Source organism: Klebsiella aerogenes, from assembly GCA_029027985.1.
GTDB lineage: Bacteria > Pseudomonadota > Gammaproteobacteria > Enterobacterales > Enterobacteriaceae > Klebsiella > Klebsiella aerogenes_A.
The window spans coordinates 3301783-3324753 of the sequence record CP119076.1 but is presented as its reverse complement, the minus strand read 5'-3'; the positions used below and the strand labels follow the sequence as shown (position 1 = coordinate 3324753).

General features: G+C 55.9%; 24 protein-coding genes. 16 read left to right on the top strand and 8 right to left on the bottom strand.

Translation table 11 applies throughout. The features are described from left to right. Positions 1–94: 94 nt before the first annotated feature. Positions 95–1420 carry a 30S ribosomal protein S12 methylthiotransferase RimO gene (rimO, locus tag PYR66_15810; GenBank protein WEF26773.1) on the bottom strand — a complete coding sequence of 442 codons (1326 nt, stop codon included), beginning with the start codon at positions 1418–1420 and terminating at the stop codon, positions 95–97. Positions 1421–1657: 237 nt separating this feature from the next. Here rimO and PYR66_15805 point away from each other — a divergent pair, with 237 nt between their 5' ends. Together PYR66_15805 and bssR are read left to right on the top strand one after the other, a co-directional pair. Further along, on the top strand, positions 1658–2548 hold the full coding sequence (locus PYR66_15805; GenBank protein WEF26772.1) for a Kdo hydroxylase family protein: 891 nt from the start codon (positions 1658–1660) through the stop codon (positions 2546–2548). Between the two features lie 136 nt (positions 2549–2684). After that, positions 2685–3068, top strand: a complete 384-nt coding sequence (bssR, locus tag PYR66_15800) for a biofilm formation regulator BssR (GenBank protein WEF30474.1) — start codon at positions 2685–2687, stop codon at positions 3066–3068. A 55-nt stretch (positions 3069–3123) separates the two neighbouring features. Here bssR and PYR66_15795 read toward each other — a convergent pair whose 3' ends face one another. Continuing rightward, positions 3124–3750 (bottom strand): glutathione S-transferase family protein, encoded by a 627-nt coding sequence (locus PYR66_15795; GenBank protein ID WEF26771.1) that lies wholly within the window; start codon positions 3748–3750, stop codon positions 3124–3126. 257 nt (positions 3751–4007) lie between these two features. On the opposite strand from PYR66_15795, the gene dacC reads away from it, so the two are divergent. Further along, entirely contained in the window at positions 4008–5210 is a 1203-nt protein-coding gene (gene dacC / locus PYR66_15790) for a serine-type D-Ala-D-Ala carboxypeptidase (protein ID WEF30473.1), read from the top strand. A 28-nt stretch (positions 5211–5238) separates the two neighbouring features. On the opposite strand, the gene deoR is transcribed toward dacC, so the two are convergent. Next, the gene (gene deoR, locus PYR66_15785) at positions 5239–5997 is read right to left on the bottom strand and encodes a DNA-binding transcriptional repressor DeoR (GenBank protein ID WEF26770.1); all 759 of its coding nucleotides are present in this window, start codon (positions 5995–5997) and stop codon (positions 5239–5241) included. 86 nt (positions 5998–6083) lie between these two features. Further along, positions 6084–6677, bottom strand: a complete 594-nt coding sequence (gene ybjG, locus PYR66_15780) for an undecaprenyl-diphosphate phosphatase (GenBank protein WEF26769.1) — start codon at positions 6675–6677, stop codon at positions 6084–6086. A 300-nt stretch (positions 6678–6977) separates the two neighbouring features. On the opposite strand from ybjG, the gene kdeA reads away from it, so the two are divergent. Continuing rightward, a complete protein-coding gene (gene kdeA, locus PYR66_15775) occupies positions 6978–8210 on the top strand; it encodes a multidrug efflux MFS transporter KdeA (protein WEF26768.1) in 1233 nt (410 codons plus the stop codon). Between the two features lie 34 nt (positions 8211–8244). Here the strand turns inward: kdeA and PYR66_15770 are convergent, their stop codons facing one another. Both PYR66_15770 and PYR66_15765 read right to left on the bottom strand, forming a co-directional pair. Continuing rightward, the gene (locus PYR66_15770) at positions 8245–9057 is read right to left on the bottom strand and encodes a Cof-type HAD-IIB family hydrolase (GenBank protein WEF26767.1); all 813 of its coding nucleotides are present in this window, start codon (positions 9055–9057) and stop codon (positions 8245–8247) included. Beyond that, positions 9057–10259, bottom strand: coding sequence for an MFS transporter (locus tag PYR66_15765; GenBank protein ID WEF26766.1), 1203 nt, complete (start codon positions 10257–10259; stop codon positions 9057–9059). The genes PYR66_15770 and PYR66_15765 overlap by 1 nt, the downstream gene beginning before the upstream one ends. 115 nt (positions 10260–10374) lie before the next feature. Here PYR66_15765 and PYR66_15760 point away from each other — a divergent pair, with 115 nt between their 5' ends. Further along, entirely contained in the window at positions 10375–10929 is a 555-nt protein-coding gene (locus PYR66_15760) for a TetR family transcriptional regulator (GenBank protein ID WEF26765.1), read from the top strand. Positions 10930–11298: 369 nt separating this feature from the next. On the opposite strand, the gene PYR66_15755 is transcribed toward PYR66_15760, so the two are convergent. Next, positions 11299–12984, bottom strand: coding sequence for an aspartate:alanine antiporter (locus tag PYR66_15755; protein ID WEF26764.1), 1686 nt, complete (start codon positions 12982–12984; stop codon positions 11299–11301). Positions 12985–13251: 267 nt separating this feature from the next. On the opposite strand from PYR66_15755, the gene ybjM reads away from it, so the two are divergent. After that, positions 13252–13635: an inner membrane protein YbjM gene (gene ybjM / locus PYR66_15750; protein WEF26763.1), complete on the top strand. Its 384-nt coding sequence runs from the start codon at positions 13252–13254 to the stop codon at positions 13633–13635. 6 nt (positions 13636–13641) lie between these two features. Here the strand turns inward: ybjM and PYR66_15745 are convergent, their stop codons facing one another. Beyond that, positions 13642–13905, bottom strand: a complete 264-nt coding sequence (locus PYR66_15745) for a GrxA family glutaredoxin (protein ID WEF26762.1) — start codon at positions 13903–13905, stop codon at positions 13642–13644. 188 nt (positions 13906–14093) lie between these two features. Between PYR66_15745 and PYR66_15740 the strand changes: the two genes are divergently transcribed. From PYR66_15740 to rlmC, 10 genes are all read left to right on the top strand, one after another. Then, positions 14094–14384, top strand: coding sequence for a DUF1418 family protein (locus PYR66_15740; GenBank protein WEF26761.1), 291 nt, complete (start codon positions 14094–14096; stop codon positions 14382–14384). Then, positions 14368–15090, top strand: a complete 723-nt coding sequence (nfsA, locus tag PYR66_15735; GenBank protein ID WEF26760.1) for an oxygen-insensitive NADPH nitroreductase — start codon at positions 14368–14370, stop codon at positions 15088–15090. The genes PYR66_15740 and nfsA overlap by 17 nt, the downstream gene beginning before the upstream one ends. A gap of 65 nt (positions 15091–15155) precedes the next feature. Then, positions 15156–16058, top strand: a complete 903-nt coding sequence (rimK, locus tag PYR66_15730) for a 30S ribosomal protein S6--L-glutamate ligase (GenBank protein WEF26759.1) — start codon at positions 15156–15158, stop codon at positions 16056–16058. Positions 16059–16147: 89 nt separating this feature from the next. After that, on the top strand, positions 16148–16630 hold the full coding sequence (locus tag PYR66_15725) for a YbjN domain-containing protein (GenBank protein ID WEF26758.1): 483 nt from the start codon (positions 16148–16150) through the stop codon (positions 16628–16630). Between the two features lie 364 nt (positions 16631–16994). Next, a complete protein-coding gene (potF, locus tag PYR66_15720; GenBank protein WEF26757.1) occupies positions 16995–18107 on the top strand; it encodes a spermidine/putrescine ABC transporter substrate-binding protein PotF in 1113 nt (370 codons plus the stop codon). Positions 18108–18268: 161 nt separating this feature from the next. Next, positions 18269–19402: a putrescine ABC transporter ATP-binding subunit PotG gene (potG, locus tag PYR66_15715; GenBank protein ID WEF30472.1), complete on the top strand. Its 1134-nt coding sequence runs from the start codon at positions 18269–18271 to the stop codon at positions 19400–19402. 10 nt (positions 19403–19412) lie between these two features. Then, positions 19413–20366 (top strand): putrescine ABC transporter permease PotH, encoded by a 954-nt coding sequence (gene potH / locus PYR66_15710; GenBank protein WEF26756.1) that lies wholly within the window; start codon positions 19413–19415, stop codon positions 20364–20366. Continuing rightward, complete coding sequence (gene potI / locus PYR66_15705; GenBank protein WEF26755.1) at positions 20363–21208, top strand: putrescine ABC transporter permease PotI; 846 nt, start codon at positions 20363–20365, stop codon at positions 21206–21208. Before potH ends, potI begins: the two co-directional genes overlap by 4 nt. A 58-nt stretch (positions 21209–21266) precedes the next feature. Beyond that, entirely contained in the window at positions 21267–21755 is a 489-nt protein-coding gene (locus PYR66_15700) for a YbjO family protein (GenBank protein ID WEF26754.1), read from the top strand. 42 nt (positions 21756–21797) lie between these two features. Continuing rightward, entirely contained in the window at positions 21798–22925 is a 1128-nt protein-coding gene (rlmC, locus tag PYR66_15695) for a 23S rRNA (uracil(747)-C(5))-methyltransferase RlmC (protein ID WEF26753.1), read from the top strand. The last annotated feature ends 46 nt before the right edge of the window (positions 22926–22971 follow it).

The window sequence follows — 22971 nt, the reverse complement described above, 5'->3', positions numbered from 1 at the left end:
TTGGCTAGGCTACGGTTTTCAGCGGTATGATAGACACAAAACGACGCAACGGGGTAGCCCGGATAAGGCGGAGGCCGCTATCCGGGAAACCGAATTAGACTCGGGTGCCCCACAGGTCGTATTCGTCGGCGTGTTCAACTTTCACGCGCAGCACGTCGCCCGGTTTCACGTTGGTTTCGCCGTTCAGGTAGACTGCGCCGTCGATTTCCGGGGCATCGGCCATGCTTCGGCCAATGGCGCCTTCTTCATCGACTTCATCGACCAGCACCATAATTTCGCGACCCACTTTTTCCTGCAGACGCTCAGCGGAAATCTGCTGTTGCAGCTGCATAAAGCGGTTCCAGCGCTCTTCTTTCACTTCTTCCGGCACCTGATCCGCCAGTTCGTTGGCGGTGGCGCCTTCTACCGGGCTGTACTTGAAACAGCCGACGCGGTCGAGGCGCGCTTCTTTCAGGAAGTCGAGCAGCATCTGGAAGTCTTCTTCCGTTTCTCCCGGGAAGCCGACGATAAAGGTGGAACGCAGGGTCAGATCCGGGCAGATCTCGCGCCACTGTTTGATCCGCGCCAGTTGGCGGTCAGCGGAACCCGGGCGTTTCATCAGTTTAAGGATACGCGGGCTGGCGTGCTGAAGCGGAATATCGAGATACGGCAGGATCTTGCCTTCTGCCATCAGCGGGATCACATCGTCAACGTGCGGATACGGATAGACATAGTGCAGACGCACCCAGATACCGAGCTTCGCCAGCTCTTCGCACAAGCTGACCATGCTGGTTTTCACCGGCATACCGTTGTGGAAACCGGTGCGGTGCTTGACGTCAACGCCGTAGGCGGAAGTGTCCTGAGAAATCACCAGCAGTTCTTTCACTCCGGCATCGGCCAGGCGCTTGGCTTCCGCCAGCACTTCGCCAATCGGACGGCTCACCAGATCGCCGCGCATGGACGGGATAATACAGAAGGTACAGCGGTGGTTGCAGCCTTCGGAGATTTTTAAGTACGCGTAGTGGCGCGGCGTCAGCTTGACGCCCTGTTCCGGCACCAGGCTGAGGAACGGGTTGTGCTTCGGCTTCGGCGTATAGTGGTGGACGTGCTCCAGTACCTGCTCGTAGCTATGCGGGCCGGTAATTTCCAGCACCTTCGGATGCACTTCGCGGATCTGATCTTCTTTCGCGCCAAGGCAGCCGGTCACGATCACTTTGCCGTTTTCTTTTAAGGCTTCGCCGATCGCTTCGAGCGATTCTTGTACGGCGCTATCGATAAAGCCGCAGGTATTGACGATAACCATATCGGCATTGTCGTAGCTGGGAACCACGTCATACCCTTCGGTACGGAGTTCGGTGAGAATACGTTCTGAGTCCACGAGATTTTTCGGGCAGCCCAGGGAGACGAAGCCGATTTTCGGCTGGTGCGTGACATTGCTCATAGCTTAAAAATTGTTCATTTATTGGAATGGTCAGGGCAGGAATTCTACAGATCTTTGCGAAAAAGAGTATAGCCACGGCGTGATGAATGATGAAAAAGCTTTACGGCGAGAAAGGACGCTCATTGAGGTGAAAGGCGTTATTTAAGTTGCGTTGATGTTGCGTTTAATAACATTTTGGTAACCTTGCCCACAGCCGGAGTCAATACTGATAAAATCCATGCGGCAAGGAGCATAACAATGACCACGAGCAGTCCGCTGGCCCTTACGACATTACCCTTTACCCATCTCGATATTCCGCCGCAGCCAACGTCAATTCAACACTCGCTGGAAGAGGGCAATGTCCTCTATTTACCGAATCTGGATTTTTCGCTGACTGACGAAGAACTCGAATTACTCAATACTGACCTGGTGTCTCCGAAGCGTAAGAACATTAGTTATCAGCCGGAGAAACGCGAAATTAAAGGCGTGGCGGATGCGGCGAAAATGCCAGCGGTGATGCAGTTGACCGAACGTTACTATCAATCGACGTTACGCCTGATCGACGCGTTGCTGCCCGGCTACCGCGAAGCGCTGTACCGCCCGCAAACCAGCCTACGTCTGCACCCGATTACCGCCTGGCGTGACAATACTTCCTGGCGCAAAGATGATACCCGTCTGCATGTCGATGCTTTCCCGTCGCGCCCGGTATACGGCGATCGGATCCTGCGTGTTTTTTGCAATATCAATCCTCACGGCGAGCCGCGCTTGTGGCGTACCGGGGAACATTTTGAAACCCTCGCCGAGCGTTTTTTACCGTCACTAAAACCGTGGTCGCCGCTTGCCAGTTGGCTGCAATCGGCAGTGGGGATCACTAAAAGCAAACGTAGCCATTACGATCACCTGATGCTGGCGCTGCATGACAAAATGAAAAGCACGCCGGAGTATCAGCAGCACGGCGTACAGCAGGCGGTAGACTTTGCGGCGGGAAGTACCTGGGTCTGCTTTTCCGATCAGACGCCACACGCAGCGATGGGCGGGCAATTTATGCTGGAACAAACCTTCCAATTGCCGGTGAGTGCAATGAATAATCCACAGTATTCGCCGCTTAAGGTGCTGGAAAAGTTGATGAATAAGCCGCTAGTGGGTTAATGGCGCGGCGCTTCCTCTGGGGTTGTAACATTGTAAATAATGTTAATTGACCCGGAATTATTGACCTCGCTCATGATTCTGCTCAAAAAATGACCATACTATGATAGTGGTAATGGACGACAGAGGAGGACCCATGATGAGCGTTGACAGACGTTACTTTAACCTTTTGAATAAGTTGATTAATGCCAACATTGATCTCGCCGCTTATTTGCAGCTTCGTAAAGCGAAAGGCTATATGTCAGTCAGCGAAAATGACCATCTGCGTGATAACTTGTTTGAGCTATGCCATGAACTGCGCGTACACGCGCCGCCCTTGCAGCACGCCATCGCGCCGGAGGAAATGGAAGCCTTCCGACTTGCCGGCGAGTCCGTCGCCTCTGCGGCGGTTTGCCTGATGAGCGGGCATCACGATTGCCCGGCTTACATTGCTGTTAACGTAGAGAAGCTAGAACGCTGTCTGTCAGGACTGACGATGAATATTCATATTTTGAATAAATCGTCGCCAATCACCCACGCCTGAACTCAGGGGGAGAGCGCTCCCCCTGTTAACGTTTAGATAAAATCCCTGCTTAATCTCAGGTGACCGGGATCATCACCACGTCGCGGAAAGCCTGACGCTGTTGGATCTGCTGATACCAGCGCTGTAAATGCGGCCGCGGCTGCCAGCTATCGAGGATCGAAAGCAAGTTATAGACGAATGGCGCCACCGCCACATCACCAAGGCCGAATTCGTCGCCGGAAAGCCAAACGTGCTTCGCCAGCTCATCGTCGAGCATGGCGAACAGCGATTCGCAGGCGCTGATAGCGGCATCGATGGACGCCTGGTCGCGCTGCGCCGGCGGCGTCCTCACCAACCCCATCAGGACCGGACGGTGCGCTGGCGACAGCGTCGCGTTAGCCCAGTCCATCCATTTTTCCCCCTGCGCGCGCTGCGCCGGCGACGCAACCCACAGCGGGGTCGGTCCATACTGGGCGGCGAGATAGCGGATGATGGCATTGGATTCCCACAGCACCAGCCCGTTGGCATCATCTTTTAATAGCGGCACCAGGCCGTTCGGGTTCATCGCCAGATATTCCGGGTCGTGATTCAGACCGTACTCCAACCCCGCCAGAATTTGCTGATAAGGAAGATCCAGTTCCGCCAGCACCCAGCGAACTTTCTTCACGTTGGTCGAGTTATTTCTGCCCCATAGCGTAATCATATCCGCTCCTGCATATTATTGAGTCGCCGTTGCAACATGGTGAGCAATCATGTTGGAATAAAGTTAACAGTTTAGGCAATCACGATCAAAAAAATTGCCTTGTTTTCAGCAGGCATCGAGGTTATTGCGTAAACTTTAAAAACTTTACCAACTCGCTGTTTCTTTAAGGTCATTTGTACGCTTTACTCACCGCCTTGTGCTGTGCGGCAAGAGTGTTGCGGCATATTTTGTTTGGAAAGGATACTTGGGTGGCTCTTATGACGCATGATGCTTTTTCCCTTCGCGGCCTCGCGGCAGGCTGCACGCTTTTACTTCTCGTGGCGCCTGCGGTGCAGGCGGCGGAACAACTTCCTGCTGCGCCATCGATTGATGCGCGAGCCTGGATCCTGATGGACTATGCCAGCGGCAAGGTGCTGAGCGAAGGTAACGCCGACGAGAAACTCGACCCGGCAAGCCTGACGAAAATCATGACCAGCTATGTCGTGGGTCAGGCGCTGAAAGCGGGCAAAATTAAACTGACCGACACGGTCACCGTTGGCCGCGATGCGTGGGCGACCGGCAACCCGGTGCTGCGTGGTTCCTCCGTGATGTTCCTTAAGCCGGGAATGCAGGTTTCGGTTGAAGATCTCAATAAGGGCGTGATCATTCAGTCCGGCAACGATGCCAGCATCGCTATTGCCGATTATGTCGCCGGTAGCCAGGATTCGTTCGTGAATCTGATGAACGGCTATGCGCAGAAAATTGGGCTGACCAACACCACCTTTAAGACCGTCCATGGTCTGGATGCGCCGGGGCAGTTCAGTACCGCCCGCGATATGGCGCTGCTGACCAAAGCGATGATCCACGATGTACCGGAAGAGTATGCGGTACATAAGGAAAAAGAGTTCACCTTCAATAAAATTCGCCAGCCAAACCGTAACCGCCTGTTGTGGAGCACCAATCTTAACGCCGATGGGGTGAAAACCGGGACTACTGCCGGCGCCGGTTACAACCTGGTCTCTTCCGCGACCCAGGGTGATATGCGTTTAATTGCCGTGGTCCTCGGTACCAAAACCGACCGTATCCGCTTTAATGAATCGGAAAAACTGCTGACCTGGGGCTTCCGTTTCTATGAAACCGTGACGCCAATCAAGCCTGATGCGACCTTTATCTCACAGCGCGTGTGGTTCGGCGACAGCAATGAAGTCAAACTCGGCGCAGGCGAAGCGGGTTCGGTAACGATTCCGCGCGGCCAGCTGAAAAGCCTGAAAGCGAGCTATAACCTGACCGAACCGCAGTTGACTGCGCCGCTAGCTAAAGGGCAGGTGGTGGGCACCATCGACTTTAAGCTCAACGATAAAACCATTGAACAGCGTCCGCTGGTGGTGATGGAAGAAGTGAAAGAGGGCGGTTTCTTTAGCCGAATGATCGATTTCGTGCTGATGAAACTGCACGGCTGGTTCGGTAGCTGGTTCTCTTAAGTGACGAGCCGCGCCCTGCGGGGCGCGGCTAGTACAGTAGCGATATTTGCTTTTCTTTCGCCAGCGCCAGCAAATCGTCATCCGGGCGAACATCGCTGGCGATGACGTCAAACCGCGACAATTCCCCCATCCGCGCTGGCCGCACTTTTCCGAACTTACTATGATCAACGACCAGCACGTGGTAGCGGGCATTGCTCATCGCCCAGTGTTTCACTGGCAGTTCTTCAAGGTTATAGCAGGTCGCCCCCTGTTCGCAGTCGATTCCGGCGGCAGAGTAGTAGGCGATATCCGGGCTAAGATGGCTCAAGGTATCCTGCAGGCTTAATGGCAGGAAAATGGCGTTGCTGGCGTGGAATTCTCCGCCGCAGAGAATGGCGCGACACTGTGGTTTTTCCTGCAGGGCGAGGAAGGTATTCAGTGAGTAGCACACCCCGGTGAACGGCAGGTCTTTATCGATGGCGTCAATGATCCACGGCGTGGTGGTGCCGCAATCAAAAAAGGCCATTTGATGGGCTTCGAGCAACCCGGCGGCATGGCGCGCGGCGCGGCGCTTTTCATCCACTAATCGGGTTTTTTGGTCGCTCAGCAGATAGTGCGTCGCGCTGCGCGGTTCCAGTACGATGTAACCGCCCAACAGCACCACCGGGCCGCTGTGGCCATTCAAATCGCGACGAATAGTCATTTCCGACACGCCAAGCAGCGATGCCGCTTCCTTCAGGTGAAGTTTATCGCTGCGCTTGAGTGCCTGAATGAGCTGGTTGATGCGTTCGTCACGACGAGTTTCCATATACCCTCTGAGCTAAAATCGCCCTGCGATTGCAGGGCGTTAGCTTGATTTTACCCGGCGGCGAGGGGTTCGTCACCTGTCAGGCGTTAACCGCGTACCCAGCCTTTACGAATCGGCAGCGAGAAGCAGAAACGGTACAGGCGTTGTAGCTGCTGATAGAGGCCATGACCGCCGCTTTGCCACAGCAGTTGCGCGCCGAGGCAACCGCACATCCCGGCCAGCAGCCCGCCCAGCATATCCAGCGGCCAGTGTACGCCAAGATACACGCGTGACCAGGCAATCGCCGAAGCGATAACCAGCAGTAGCAAACCGGACCATACCCGATGCCAGAACAAAAACGCCAGCGCAAAGGTAAAGCTTACGGTGCCGTGATCGCTGGGGAAGGAGTCATCCGCCGCGTGATGCAGGAAGTTATAGCCGACACCGTCAACAAACGGGCGATCGTGCGGGTACAGATGACCGATAGCCCAGGAAATGATCAGGCTCAGGGCGAGGGCCAGCATCACCTTAAACACCAGCTGGCGCTGGTTCGGTCCCCATAGCCACAATGTGACCACCAGCAACGGCACAATAATAATTAAATCTTTGGCAATAAAGGTGGCAACCTCTATCGCCCACCACGAGGAAGCCGGGGTGGCGTTAATCAGGGTAAACAGCGCGTAGTTGATATTTTCCAGCATACTTCCAGTCTCTGGTTCCAATGGCAATAAGCCGCTCAACTTAATGAAAGGCCGCGATGAGGTAAAGCAGCATTGTCTTAATTATCATGTTGTTACGAAATGTACCTGCCAAATATCCATGCTGACACTTCGCCACAGAGAGTATATAGGCTGTAATCTCATTGAAACATAAACGAAATATAAATATCCGCTTCATGCTATCGATGGTTGGCGATATTTTTCATTGTCACTCACAATTCACTATCTCCCCGGGTCGACTTTCATTAAACTTTGCGCGATTTTTTTTAATTAAGAGACTGCATGCAGAATTATTCACTTTCAGGTAAGCGCCTTGGTCGTCAGGCGCTGCTGTTCCCGCTGTGCCTTGTGTTATATGAATTCTCCACCTATATCGGCAACGATATGATCCAACCGGGCATGCTCGCGGTGGTACAGGAGTTTCAGGTTGGCAATGAGTGGGTTCCGACCTCAATGACCGCTTATCTGGCGGGCGGTATGTTTTTGCAGTGGCTGCTGGGGCCGCTGTCGGACCGTATTGGCCGCCGTCCGGTGATGCTGACCGGGGTGGTGTGGTTTATTATCACCTGTCTGGCCACGCTGCTGGCGCAGACCATTGAACAATTTACTCTGCTGCGTTTCCTGCAGGGCATCAGCCTGTGCTTTATTGGCGCGGTGGGCTACGCCGCCATTCAGGAGTCGTTTGAAGAGGCGGTGTGTATCAAAATCACCGCCCTGATGGCCAACGTCGCGCTGATTGCGCCGCTGCTGGGGCCGCTGGTCGGCGCCGCCTGGGTGCACGTACTGCCGTGGGAAATGATGTTCGTCTTGTTCGCCGTGCTGGCGGCAATCTCATTCGTCGGGCTGCAGCGGGCGATGCCGGAAACGGCGACGCGACTTGGTGAAAAGCTGTCAGTGAAAGAGTTGGGGCGCGACTATCGACTGGTGCTGAAAAACCTGCGTTTCGTCGCTGGCGCGCTGGCAACCGGTTTTGTCAGCCTGCCGCTACTGGCATGGATTGCGCAATCGCCGGTGATTATCATCAGCGGCGAGCAGGCCACCAGCTATGAGTACGGCATGCTGCAGGTGCCGATTTTCGGCGCGCTGATCGCTGGCAATCTGGTGCTGGCGCGTCTGACGTCGCGCCGAACGGTGCGTTCGCTGATTATTATGGGCGGTTGGCCTATCATGTTCGGTCTGATCTTGTCGGCGGCGGCAACGGTTGTTTCGTCTCATGCCTATCTGTGGATGACCACAGGTCTGAGCTTCTATGCCTTCGGTATCGGCCTGGCTAACGCCGGACTGGTGCGCTTAACGCTGTTCGCCAGCGACATGAGTAAAGGCACGGTTTCGGCGGCGATGGGCATGCTGCAGATGCTGATCTTTACCGTTGGCATCGAGCTTAGCAAGCATGCTTACGAGCTGGGCGGCAACGGGCTGTTCAGCCTGTTTAACCTGCTGGGCGGGGTGCTGTGGCTGGGGTTGATTATTTACTTCCTGAAAGATAAAACCGTCGGCAGTTCGCAGCAGGCGTAAAAGATCCGGATGCGCCAGCGCATCCGGGCTTCCATCAGGCGAACGGCGCTTCGCGATTCAATATCTTATCGATAATATGCAGCACGCCTTCCTCGTTATTATGCGGCGCATGATGGCTGGCGACGGCTTTGACCTCCGCTTTGGCATTCGCCATGGCGAAGCCAAAACCGGCGTGCTGCAGCATTTCGATGTCATTGCCGCTGTCGCCAAATGCCACGACTTCATGATTATCAATCCCCCAGCGTGCCTGCAAAATGCGCAAACCGTTGGCTTTATGCACGCCAGGGATAATTAAATCGATGCTGCCGTAGCCGGTGGCCACGGCGGTGACCATATCGCCCAGCGCCGCGTGCAGCTTCGGTTGAATTTGCGGGATTAAGTGGTCCGGCACGTTAAGACCGAATTTGAGAATCACGTCATCAAGGTGGTTAAAATCATCCACCAGTTCAAGGCGATGATAGTACTTCGCCGCCACCGTTTTGAGCTCGTCGTTATAACGGTTGAGCGTATAGGCGCTGCGTTTGCCGCAGGCGATGATTTCGATATTCGGCAGCGTTTGCAGGTGGTCGACGACGGCGTTGAAATGCGCCGTCGGCAGTTGGCAGTTGAAGACGTCTTCTTTACCGCTGACCACCCAGCCGCCGTTTTCCGCGACAAAAGCGATTTCATCGGCCAGTTCCGGGAAAAACGAAATCAGCTGATAATACTGGTTGCCGCTGGCGACCACGAAGCGAATATCCTGTTCGCGCATCCGCTGGTACTGAGCCAGAAAGCGCTGGCGATTATAGGTTTTGGCATCGCTTAAAAAGGTGCCGTCCATGTCTACCGCAATCAGTTTGATGCTCATTAGCTATTCTCCATCACAGGTTCAGGCTGAGGCTTAGCCACCGCGCGGGCCACCAACGCGGCGATCATCACCAGGCCCAACACCGCCATCATGGCGCTGCGCAGGCCGAAATGTTCGCCAAGGAAGCCCAATAGCGGCGGCCCGACGAGGAACGCGAGGTAGCCGGTAATCGCCACGACGCTAACGCGTTTCGGCGCATCCGGGCCGGTGTCGCTGGCGGCGGAAATCGTCAACGGGAAGCCGAGCGATGCCCCCAACCCCCACAGCAGTACCGATATCCCGGCGACCCACGGGCTGTCGACAAAAATAATCAGCCCGATGCCCAGCGCGCCCATGATCGCGCTGGCGCGCACCACGGCGACGCGGCTATAGCGGTCGATAAACCAGCCACCGGTAAAGCGGCCCAGGGTCATGCCCAGGGTGAAACCTGCGTAAATCAGTGAGCCGGAAGTTGGGCTAAAGCCGTGGCCGTCGACCATCAGCAGCGGCAGCCAGTCGTTGGCGGAGCCTTCGGCAAAGGCCATCGCCAGCACAATTACGCCGATCAGCAATAGCTGGACATCGCGCCAGACCGGTAGGCCTTTCGCGTCGCTGTGTGCGGATTCGGCGGCATTCTTGCCGGTGCCGTCGGGGATGGCGCGAATGGCGATAACGATTGGGGCAATCGCCACCAGCGCGGCCAGCAGAATATGCGGCGCGGCGTGCAGGCCAAAGCCGGTGACCACCATGCCGATCCCGGCGCCGACGAGGGTGCCGAAGCTGTAAAAGCCGTGCATCATCGGCAGCACGGTTTTATTCATTTCACGCTCGACGGCGGCGCCTTCGACGTTAATCGCCACTTCCGCCGAGCCGAAGCTACCGCCGAAGATGGCCAGCCCGAAGGCGAACAGCGGCGCAGAGGCAAGCCACAGCGCCAGGCTCAGTACCAGCATGCCCGCTACCGCGCACAGCATGGTGGTGCGGATCACTTTGCGGGTGCCAAAACGCTTAACCAGCCATGCTGAACAGAGGATGCCGCTCATTGAACCAATCGACAGACCAAACAGGACGATCCCCATCTCGGCGGTAGACAGGGTTAGCAAGTCGCGAATCGCTGGGGTGCGGGTGGCCCATGAGGCCATTAATAAACCAGGGATAAAAAAGAACATAAATAGCGCCCACAGTCGAAGCTGTAGGGCTCTGCGAGAGGTTTGCGCCGTCATCCATAAACGCCTGTGAAAGAAGGGTTGCAGACAACAGTAGCAAGGTTGTGTACATTTGTACATATTCCGCTACCACTTTACCTGGCATTGCGCACAGAGGGGAAAAAACAGACCGATGACCCGCAGACCGAACGATCCGCAGCGGCGCGAGCGCATTCTGCAGGCGACGCTGGATACCATCGCCGCACACGGCATCCACGCGGTGACGCACCGTAAAATCGCCAGCTGCGCCGGGGTGCCGCTGGGCTCACTGACCTACTATTTCAGCGGCATTGAGGCGCTGATTGCGGAGGCGTTTCGCAACTTCACTGCCGAAATGTCGGCGCAGTATCAGCAGTTTTTCGACGGTGTCGATAGCCGTGAGCAGGCCTGCGACGCCATCGCCGAACTTATTTTCAGCGCTCAGGTGACCACCGCGCGCAATATGGAGCTGATGTATCAGCTGTATGCGTTTTGCAGCAGCCAGCCGGCGCTGAAGACGGTCATGCAGGGCTGGATGCTGCGTAGCCAGCAAACGCTGGAGCACTGGTTTGAACCGGCGACGGCGCGTGGACTGGATGCGTTTATTGAGGGGATGACGTTGCACTTCGTCACCGACAGCGCGCCGCTGTCGAAAGCGGCGATTCGGCTGATGGTCGGGCGATTGGCGGGGGAGCACGACGTTAGTTAAGCGTCGTCCCAGCGGCAGGGTGTCGACGATTCCACCCGCAGCACGAATCCGCACCGCTGCCGCCAAAAATCACCACGGTTTTATCTTTAAGCAACATGGTATCGCCTGACGAATGCCCGGAATCAGGAATGTATGGGCGAAAAAATAACCCGCAGAAGGGGAGACGGAAAAGGCGGCGGGGCGTGCCGGTCAGTAAATTCAGGCAACAAAAAACCCATCAACCTTGAACCTAAATGGCGGGGTTGATGGGCTCCACAAAATGGGGACATCAAAGAAAAGCAGTGGCACTAGTTATGACTGACGTCCAGGGAAAAAGTTCTGTCTATTACCGATTTTTTTGCGAAAAAGTTAAAAAACTTCGGCGGGGCGCTAGCCCAGCCCCGGCCAGATAATGACGATGAGCGTACCGGCCAGCGTCAGCAGCACGTTGGCGATAGCGTAGGTACCGGCGTAGCCGAGCGCAGGGATGTTGCTGCGCGCGGTATCGCTAATAATTTCCATCGCCGGGGCGCAGGTACGTGCGCCCATCATCGCGCCGAATAGCATCGCGCGGTTCATGCGCAGCACGTAGGCGCCGAACAGGAAGCAAATTACCACTGGCACCAGGCTGACGATCAGACCGGCGGCCAGCATTTGTCCGCCAACCGCGCCCAGACCGTTGTTGATGCCCGCGCCAGCGCTCAGACCGACCCCGGCCATAAACACCATCAGGCCGAACTCCTTCACCATGTTCAACGCGCCCTGCGGGATATAGCCGAAGGTCGGGTGGTTGGCGCGCAGGAAACCGAGCATAATCCCGGCGAACAGCAGACCGGCGGCATTACCGATGCCGAAGCTGAACGAACTGAACTGGAAGGTGATCATGCCGATCATCAGGCCGACGATAAAGAAGGCGCAGAAGGCCAGTAGATCGGTCACCTGGCTGTGAATCGAGATAAAGCCGATGCGGTCGGCGACGGTTTTTACGCGGCGGGCATCGCCGCTCACCTGCAGCACATCGCCCTTGTTGAGCACCACGTTATCGTCGATAGGCATTTCAATCTGGCTGCGGATCACCCGGTTCAGGAAGCAGCCGTGGTCAGTTAGTTTCATCTGCGCCAGGCGGCGACCGACGGCGTTATGGTTCTTAACCACAATCTCTTCGGTCACGATACGCATATCGAGCAGGTCGCGGTCGAATACTTCTTTACCGTTACGGAAGCTTGGGTCGAGGCGCGCGTGCGCGTCCGGGTAGCCAACCAGCGCGATATCGTCGCCCATCTGCAGCACCGCGTCGCCGTCCGGGTTCGCGAGAATGCCGTTACGGCGAATACGCTCGATGTAGCAACCGGTCTGGCGGTAAATCCCCAGCTCGCGCAGGTTTTTACCGTCCGCCCATGCCACCAGCTCCGGGCCGACGCGGTAGGCGCGGATCACCGGCAGATAGACTTTACGCTTGGAGTCGGTATCCAGACCGCGTTCGCGGGCGATCTGCTGGGCGCTGGTTTGTAAATCCTGGTGCTGCAGCTTCGGCATATAGCGCGCGCCGACGATCAGGCTCACCAGCCCGACCAGGTAGGTCAGCGCATAGCCGAGGCTCAGGTGGTCAAGCGACTGCGCCAGCTGATCGCTGGGCAGGCCGAAGTGGCGCAGGGTATCGCCAGCGCCGACCAGCACCGGCGTGGACGTCATGGCGCCCGCCAGCATGCCGGCGGTCAGGCCGATATCCCAGCCGAACAGCTTTCCCAGCCCCATGGCGATTAACATCGCGCTGGCGACCATCACCAGCGCCAGCATCAGATAGTTTTTGCCGTCGCGGAAAAAAATAGAAAAAAAGTTGGGCCCGGCTTCGACGCCGACGCAGAAAATAAACAGCATAAAGCCGAGATTCAGGGCATCAGTGTTAATAGCAAAATGCTGCTGGCCTAATAATAAGGAAACTACTAAAACGCCAATGGAATTACCAAGTTGTACTGACCCGAGGCGCAGTTTCCCGAGGCAAAGACCCAGTGCGAGTACAACAAACAATAACAGGATGTAATTCCCGTTTAACAAATCTGCGACGTTTATATTCACGAAAGCCAACTTCTCATTTACTAGTAAGTTGTTGAAGGAAATGGTTTTTTGGTCTAAGGTTGCTCAAGCGTTCGGACTACGTCGAACGTTATTCTGGCATCCCGTTAATACCGATAAAACAGTGCCGTTAGTTTAATCCTTCCTGGATGCTGCGGCTAGTCACAATCGTTTTTACGCCAACGGGAGCGTTATAGGCATGGATTGCCAGAATGCTATTTCTGACTGGATGAAGTGAAAGAGAGTTAGAGGCGAAATCAGGAGGATATCGTGAAATCTGAGCGCGCGTGGGCCGGTATAATCTGTGGGTTCTTTCTTTTTATTGTGGTCTGTTTATCGTTATTGCTACATATGAAAGGGGTCTTACGGCAAACGGGTAACCCTGAGCTCGGGCTGCTGCTCTTTTTGCTTCCTGGGGCGCTGGCAAGCTGTTTGTCTCCCGGGAGGCGCGTAATACGTCCGCTGATTGGCGCGATGCTGGCGACACCGGTCTGTCTGCTGGTGATGCGGATGTTCTTTGTGAGTCAACGATCGTTCTGGCAGGAACTGGCGTGGTTATTTAGCGCAGTGTTCTGGTGCGCGCTCGGCGCGTTGTGCTTTTTATTTATTTGCGTCTGGCTGGACGCCAGACGCAGGAACTCAACGGAAGAGTAAGGGTTCTCAGGCAAACAGGCCGAGATTTTCTTTCGCCCAGGCTTCGAAATCCGTGCAGCCGCCGATGTGTTTCTGATCGACGAAAATCTGCGGAACGGTTTCAACCGGCTTACCGACGGTTTTTTCCAGATCGGCTTTGCTGATGCCTTCCGCATGGATATCAATGTAGCGATAGCTGAAGTCATCACGCTCGGTGCTCAGCTTTTCAGCCAGCTCTTTGGCGCGAACGCAATACGGGCAACCTGGACGACCAAAAATGACGGTAAACATGCTTTCTCTCCTTAAATCTCAGCCGGATGGCGAATAGGGCTATGATGCCGCGTTCCGTCTGCGAGGGAAAGAAGGTTTTACCTTTTGTATTGATGGTCGTGGGTTATGCTTGAAAAAAAGCACCTGCTGAAAGACCCTATACGCATCCGCAGTGCGCTGCGCGCTGCATCCGTACATTAAGGAGCGTTATGCGATCGCCCACCGCATTACCCAAAAGCATCCTGATTGTCGAGACCGTCGGCATTGTGCTGCTGACGCTGGCCTGGCTGTCGTTGAACCAGTACATTCAGCTGCCAACGCCGTTTGCCAGCCCGACCGCCGCGCTGCTGATGATCTTTGCCGGGATTCTGCTGATGCTTCCGGCGGCGTTAGCCTTAATGTGGCGGGTGGCGAAAATCGTCGCCCCGCAGTTGACCAACAGCCAGACACCGCCTTCCACACCGTCCGAAAGAGAAAAACACGATGACGCCGACCATTGACCTGCTGCGCAGCCACCGTTCCATTCGCCATTTTACCGACGCGCCAATTAGCGACGAGCAGCGTGCGGCGATTATTGCCGGCGCTCAGGGCGCTTCCAGTTCCAGTTTTTTACAATGCACCTCAATTATTCGCATTACCGACCCGCAAATGCGCCAGCTACTGGTGCCGTTGACCGGCGGCCAGCAGCACGTCGCGCAGGCGGCGGAGTTTTGGGTGTTCTGCGCCGATTTCAACCGCCATCTGCAAATTTGCCCTGAAGCCCAGTTGGGCCTTGCCGAGCAGTTGCTGCTCGGCGTCGTCGATACCGCGATGATGGCACAGAATGCGATGGTTGCCGCGGAATCTCTGGGATTGGGCGGCGTCTATATTGGCGGTCTGCGTAATAACATTGCGGCGGTGACTGACCTGCTTCAACTGCCGAAGCATGTGTTGCCGCTATTCGGTCTGTGCCTTGGCTGGCCGGCTGACGACCCGCAGGTGAAGCCGCGGATCCCGGCGGCGATGCTGGTGCATGAGAATCACTATCAACCGCTTGATCAACAGGTGCTGGCGCAGTACGACGACCAGCTGGCGCAATATTATCTGTCACGCGGTAGCAATACCCGTCGCGATACCTGGAGCGACCATATCCGCCGGACTATTATCAAAGAAAATCGTCCGTTTATTCTCGATTATTTGCATCAACAGGGCTGGGCAACGCGCTAATTACCGTTACACTTCATCCTTCAAATGGAGCGTGCTGGCAACTGGTTTTTTCAAAGGGGTGTTGGGTGAAAATTGCTATATTATCCCGGGATGGAACGCTTTACTCATGCCGTCGCCTGCGTGAAGCCGCGCAAAAACGTGGCCATCAGGTCGAAATTCTCGATCCGCTCTCCTGCTATATGAGCGTTAGCCCAATAGCCTCCTCGATTCACTATAAAGGGCGACAGCTGCCCCATTTTGATGCAGTCATTCCGCGTATTGGCACGGCGATTACCTATTATGGTACCGCCGCGCTGCGTCAGTTTGAGCTGCTGGGCAGCTATCCGTTAAATGAATCGGTCGCGATTACCCGCGCCCGCGATAAGCTGCGTTCACTGCAGTTGCTGGCGCGTCAGGGCATCGATTTGCCGGTAACGGGGATCGCTCACTCGCCGGACGATACCAGCGATTTAATCGCCATGGTCGGCGGCGCGCCGCTGGTGGTAAAGCTGGTGGAGGGCACCCAGGGTATCGGCGTGGTGCTGGCGGAAACGCGGCAGGCGGCTGAGAGCGTGATTGACGCATTCAGGGGCCTCAATGCGCACATTTTAGTGCAAGAGTACATTGCTGAGGCAAAAGGCTGTGATATCCGCTGTCTGGTGGTCGGCGATGATGTCGTTGCCGCGATTGAGCGGCGGGCAAAAGATGGTGATTTTCGTTCCAACCTGCACCGCGGCGGTGTCGCCACCACCGCGGCAATCAGCGAGCAGGAACGGGAGATGGCAATTAAAGCGGCGAAAACGTTGGGGCTGGATGTGGCTGGGGTCGATATTCTGCGCGCCCATCGCGGCCCACTGGTGATGGAAGTTAATGCCTCGCCGGGCCTGGAGGGCATTGAAACCACGACCCACGTTGATATCGCCGGGCGAATGATCGAGTGGATCGAACGTCAGGCCACGCCGGGATATTGTCTAAAAATGGGCGGATAGCACCTCTTCGTTATCCTTTCATGGTATGCGGCGCATTTTTTGCGTAAGCTATGCGTCGTTTTTTTCCCCAGCAAGAGGTCACAGGCACTATGGATTCACTGGTCGTTCCGAGTCTTGATACATTACGTCATTGGCTCGACGAATTAGGCATCAGCTTTTTTGAGTGCGACTCCTGCCAGGCGTTGCACCTGCCGCATATGCAGAATTTCGACGGTATTTTCGATGCTAAAATCGACCTGCTGGACAACGTGGTGCTGTTTTCGGCGCTGGCGGAAGTGAAGCCTTCCGCGCTGCTGCCGCTGTCGGCGGATCTGTCGGCGATCAACGCCAGCTCGCTGACCGTAAAAGCGTTCCTGGATATTCAGGATGATAACCTGCCGAAGCTGGTGGTCTGTCAGGCGCTGTCCGCCGGCGCGGGCATTACCCTCGAGCAGTTCGCCTGGTTCTTCCGCCAGAGCGAAGAGCAAATTTCGATGGTGATTCTGGAAGCTGGCGCCAATCAGCTGCTGTATAAAGCGGAAGAGCAGGAAGAGCCCGCAGCGGAAGACGTGCAATACCATTTTCTTCACTAATTACCGCGACTCGCCAACTCCGTATTAATAAACGCAGCCGCTGTCATGGTGGCTGCGTACTCCTTTCATTTATTCTGCGACTCACGTCTTTTTAAAGCATTATTCACCACTATTTTGCCGCTTCTCTTTTATCTCCAGGGGCTTTATTGCATAGAAATATGATCCAGGGCGTTTTTTTGCCTGGGCTATATCCTCTTATTCTGGCTACAGTTATTCTGGCGAGGCGTCCAGTTGCGGGCAGCCAATCAGGGAGAGGGTCTCTCTCCTTATCTTAGGCAATGAAAAAATATGCATGATTTTTGCATGCGTTTAAGTTCGTCTATTGCGTCCGTTGATTAACGGGCCTTGAGAAGGAAACAGAGATATGACCGCCTTGGGTAAAAAATGGTTAACAGGTGTAGTTGCTGGTGCGCTGATGGCCGTTTCTGCCGGCTCGCTCGCCGCTGAACAAAAAACGCTGCACGTTTATAACTGGTCCGATTATATTGCGCCGGACACGGTCGCGAATTTTGAAAAAGAGACCGGTATAAAAGTGGTCTATGACGTATTTGATTCCAATGAAGTGCTGGAAGGCAAATTAATGGCTGGCAGCACGGGATTCGATCTGGTGGTACCGTCAGCCAGTTTCCTCGAACGTCAACTGGCGGCAGGCGTCTTCCAGCCGCTGGATAAGAGCAAACTGCCAAACTGGAAAAACCTCGACCCGAAAGTTTTAAAACTGGTCGCCCGCCACGATCCCGACAATAAATACGCCATGCCATACATGTGGGCGACGACCGGTATCGGCTATAACGTCGATAAAGTCAAAGCCGTGCTGGGTAAAGACGCGCCGCTGAACAGTTGGGATCTGGTGTTGAAGCCGGAAAATCTTGAGAAGCTGAAAAGCTGCGGCGTCTCCTTCCTGGACGCCCCGGAGGAGATTTTCGCCACTGTGCTGAACTACCTCGGGAAAGATCCGAACAGCGCCAAAGCTGATGATTACACCGGTCCGGCGACCGATTTACTGCTGAAGCTGCGGCCGAATATCCGTTACTTCCACTCCTCGCAGTATATTAACGACCTGGCAAACGGCGATATCTGCGTCGCCATTGGTTGGGCGGGGGATGTCTGGCAGGCGTCAAACCGTGCGAAAGAGGCGAAAAACGGCGTTAACATCTCTTACTTCATTCCGAAAGAAGGGGCGCTGGCTTTCTTTGACGTCTTCGCCATGCCGGCGGACGCCAAAAATAAAGATGAAGCTTATCAATTCCTGAACTATCTGCTGCGTCCTGATGTGATAGCTCACATCAGCGATCATGTCTACTACGCCAATGCGAACAAAGAGGCGACGTCGCTGGTCAGCGCCGACATTCGCAATAACCCGGCAATTTACCCGCCAGACGATGTCTTCGCTAAGCTGTTCACCCTGAAGGTGCAGGATCCGAAGATCGACCGCGTGCGCACCCGCGCGTGGACGAAAGTGAAAAGCGGGAAATAAAACCTCATGGCCCGGTCTGCCGGGCCTGCAAAGGTCTGACCCGTAACATCCGTTATCAGCTGAATGGCGGGGTAAACCTGCCGTTCGCTGGCTGACGGGGAACAGAAGAATGTATGGCAACCGGGCCATACGGTGGTTTGTATTTGCCGGAGAGCTCCCGAGTGAATGACGCAATGCCCCGCCCACAGGCGAAAGCCCCCAAAGCGCTGACCCCGCTGCTGGAAATCCGTAATTTAACCAAATCCTTCGATGGCCAACATGCCGTCGATGACGTCAACCTGACTATTTATAAAGGGGAAATCTTTGCGCTGCTGGGCGCGTCCGGCTGTGGAAAATCGACGCTGCTGCGCATGCTGGCCGGTTTCGAACCGCCGACCGCCGGGCAAATTGTTCTGGATGGCGTCGACCTGGCGCGCGTGCCGCCGTATCAGCGGCCTATCAATATGATGTTCCAGTCCTACGCATTGTTTCCGCACATGACGGTGGAGCAGAACATCGCCTTTGGTCTCAAGCAGGACAAACTGCCGAAGGCGGAAATCACCGCCCGCGTCCAGGAGATGCTGGCGCTGGTGCATATGCAGGAATTTGCCAAACGTAAGCCGCATCAGCTTTCCGGCGGCCAGCGTCAGCGCGTGGCGCTGGCGCGCAGTCTGGCGAAGCGGCCGAAGCTGCTGCTGCTCGACGAACCCATGGGCGCATTGGATAAAAAACTGCGCGACCGTATGCAGCTGGAGGTGGTGGATATCCTTGAGCGTGTCGGCGTGACCTGCGTGATGGTGACGCACGATCAGGAAGAGGCGATGACCATGGCGGGCCGTATCGCCATCATGAACCGCGGTAAGTTCGTGCAGATTGGCGAGCCGGAAGAGATTTATGAGCATCCGACCACCCGCTACAGCGCCGAGTTTATCGGTTCGGTCAATGTGTTTGAAGGGCTGGTCAAAGAACGATTGGAGGATGGTCTGGTGCTCAATTCGCCGGGGCTGGCGCATCCGTTGAAGGTCGATCCCGATGCCTCGGTGGTGGATAACGTCCCGGTATGGGTGGCGCTGCGTCCGGAGAAAATCATGCTCTGCGAGGATCCGCCGCAAGATGGCTTCAACTTCGCGGTGGGTGAGGTGATTCATATTGCCTACCTCGGCGATCTGTCTATCTATCACGTCCGTCTTAAAAGTGGGCAGATGATCAGCGCGCAACTGCAAAACGAACATCGCCACCGCAAAGGAATGCCGACCTGGGGTGATGAAGTCCGTTTGTGCTGGGATGCCGATAGCTGCGTTGTGTTGACGGTGTAAGGAGAGGGCGATGAGCACATTAGAGTCCCCAGCCGGCGCCAAAAAGCCCGGCGGTTTTGCCTTGTGGCTGGCGCGTCAGCAGATGGCCCATGGCCGTAAACTGGTGATCGCGCTGCCGTATTTATGGCTGATCCTGCTGTTTTTACTGCCGTTTTTGATTGTCTTTAAAATCAGTCTGGCCGAAATGGCGCGCTCGATCCCGCCCTATACCGAGCTACTGTCATGGGCAGACGGCCAGCTGACGTTAACGCTGAATCTCGGCAATTTCCTGCAGTTGACCGACGATCCGCTCTATTTTGAGGCCTATCTGCAGTCGCTACAGGTCGCGGCGATCTCAACGTTCTGCTGCCTGCTGCTGGGTTATCCGCTGGCGTGGGCGGTGGCGCACAGCAAACCGTCGACGCGAAATATTCTGCTGCTGCTGGTGATTTTGCCCTCCTGGACCTCGTTTCTGATCCGCGTTTACGCGTGGATGGGGCTGCTGAAGAGCAATGGCGTCCTCAATAACTTCCTGTTGTGGCTTGGGGTTATCGACCAACCGTTGGAGATTCTGCATACCAATCTGGCGGTGTATATCGGCATTGTTTACGCCTATCTGCCGTTTATGGTGCTGCCAATTTATACCGCGCTGACGCGTATTGATTACTCGCTGGTGGAGGCGTCGCTGGATCTTGGCGCCCGGCCGTTAAAAACCTTCTTCCAGGTGATTGTGCCGTTGACCAAAGGCGGCATTATCGCCGGTTCGATGCTGGTGTTTATTCCGGCGGTCGGCGAGTTCGTGATCCCGGAACTGCTCGGCGGCCCGGACAGCATTATGATTGGCCGTGTGCTGTGGCAGGAGTTCTTTAATAACCGCGATTGGCCGGTGGCGTCAGCGGTGGCGATCGTGATGCTGCTCCTGCTGATCGTGCCGATCATGTGGTTCCATAAGCACCAGCAAAAACAGATGGGGGATCACGGATGAACGACTTGCCGGTTGTGCGCTCGCCGTGGCGAATCCTGATCCTCGTACTCGGCTTTACCTTCCTGTATGCGCCGATGCTGATGCTGGTTATCTACTCGTTCAACAGTTCGAAACTGGTAACGGTTTGGGCAGGGTGGTCTACGCGCTGGTATAGCGAACTGTTCCATGACGATGCGATGATGAGCGCGGTGGGGTTAAGTTTGACCATCGCCGCCTGTGCGGCGACGGCGGCGGCGATCCTCGGTACCATCGCCGCGGTGGTACTGGTACGCTTTGGCCGCTTTCGCGGTTCCAACGGCTTCGCCTTTATGATCACCGCGCCGCTGGTGATGCCGGATGTGATCACCGGGCTGTCGCTGCTGCTGCTGTTCGTTGCACTGGGTCATTCCATCGGCTGGCCGTCGGATCGCGGCATGCTGACGATTTGGCTGGCGCACGTCACTTTCTGTACTGCTTACGTGGCGGTGGTGATCTCCTCACGCCTGCGTGAGTTGGATCGGTCTATCGAGGAAGCGGCGATGGATCTTGGCGCCGCGCCGCTGAAGGTCTTCTTTGTGATCACGTTGCCGATGATAATGCCGGCGGTGATCTCCGGCTGGCTGTTGGCGTTTACGTTATCGCTGGATGACCTGGTGATCGCCAGCTTCGTTTCCGGCCCGGGCGCGACCACTTTGCCAATGCTGGTCTTCTCCAGCGTGCGTATGGGGGTCAATCCGGAAATCAACGCCCTGGCGACGCTGATCCTTGGGGTCGTGGGCATTGTCGGTTTTATCGCCTGGTATTTAATGGCCCGCGCAGAAAAGCAGCGAGTACGCGATATCCAGCGTGCAAGAAGAAGCTGAACCCACTAAAATCTCTACCAGAGCCTACTATCGGCGCCGCAGATGTGGCGCCGTTTTCATGGATGACTTTACGTTGGGATTGTTTACAAAAACTCGATCGTCTCATGCTCGTCTTAACGTTCCTGCGCTGGTGCAGGTGGCGGCCTTCGCTATTATCTTAATTCGCGGTCTCGACCTGTTAATGATCCTCAATCAGCTTGGGGCGCAGGGCATTGCCGATTTTATTCACCGCAGCGTGCAGACCTGGGCGTTGACGCTGGTGTTTCTGGCAAGTCTGGTGCTGGTGTTTATCGAAATCTGGTGCGCTTTTTCGCTGGTGAAAGGCCGCAACTGGGCGCGCTGGCTCTATCTGTTGACGCAAATCATCGTCATCTCTTATTTGTGGGCCGCCTCTCTTGGCTACGGTTATCCGGAGTTGTTTAGCGTGGCCGGCGAGTCGAAGCGGGAAATTTTCCATGCGCTGGCGCTGCAGAAACTGCCCGATCTGCTGGTGCTGGCGCTGCTGTTTCTGCCGCCGTCGTGCCGACGATTTTTCCGACTGCAATAACGGTGATACAATCCCCGCCCCGGTTTTTTTGAAGGTCTTCTTATGCACTGCGCACTTTATGACGCGGGCCGCTGCCGTTCCTGTCAGTGGCTGGAACTGCCATTGACGCAACAGCTCGCCGATAAAATGGCGAATCTGCGCGAACTGCTGGCGGGTAGCCCGGTCGCAACGTGGCTTCCCCCGGTCTTTGGCCCGGAGGCGGCGTTTCGCAACAAAGCAAAGATGGTGGTGAGCGGCAGTGTAGAGCGCCCGTTGCTCGGCATGCTGCATCGCGACGGCGCGCCGGAAGATCTGACCGATTGCCCGCTGTATCCGCCGAGCTTTGCGCCGGTCTTCGCCGCGCTGAAACCGTTTATCGCCCGCGCCGGATTAACGCCCTATAACGTCGCCCGCAAGCGTGGTGAACTGAAGTATCTGTTGCTCACCGAAAGCCAGCAGGGCGGCATGATGCTGCGTTTCGTGCTGCGTTCGGATACCAAGCTTGAGCAGCTTCGCGCCGCGTTGCCATGGCTGCAGGCGCAGTTGCCGCAGCTTAAGGTGATCACCGCCAATATTCAGCCGGTGCATATGGCGATCATGGAAGGGGAACAGGAGATTTTCCTCAGCGAGCAGCAGGCGTTGGCGGAGAACTTTAACGGCGTGCCGTTGTGGATCCGCCCGCAAAGCTTCTTCCAGACCAACCCGACGGTCGCCAGCCAGCTGTATGCCACCGCCCGCGACTGGGTGCGCGAGCTGCCGGTTGACCATATGTGGGATCTGTTTTGCGGCGTTGGCGGCTTCGGCCTGCACTGCGCCACCCCGCAGATGCGCCTGACCGGTATTGAAATCGCGCCGGAAGCGATTGCCTGCGCGAAGCAATCTGCCGCACAACTGGGGCTTAACAACCTGCATTTCCAGGCGCTGGACTCCACCCAATTTGCGACCCATGAAGATGATATCCCGCAACTGGTGCTGGTTAACCCGCCGCGTCGCGGTATTGGCGCTGAACTGTGCGACTATTTAAGCCGCATGGCGCCGCCGTATATCATCTACTCAAGCTGTAACGCCCGGACGATGGCGAAAGATATCGCTCGTCTGGACGGTTACCGCGTTGAGCGGGTACAGCTGTTCGACATGTTCCCGCACACCGCCCATTACGAAGTGCTGACGCTGTTGGTTCGCGAAGTTTAAACAAAATGTGAACGTTTTAACCGGCTGAAATCGGGTAAGCTTTGTG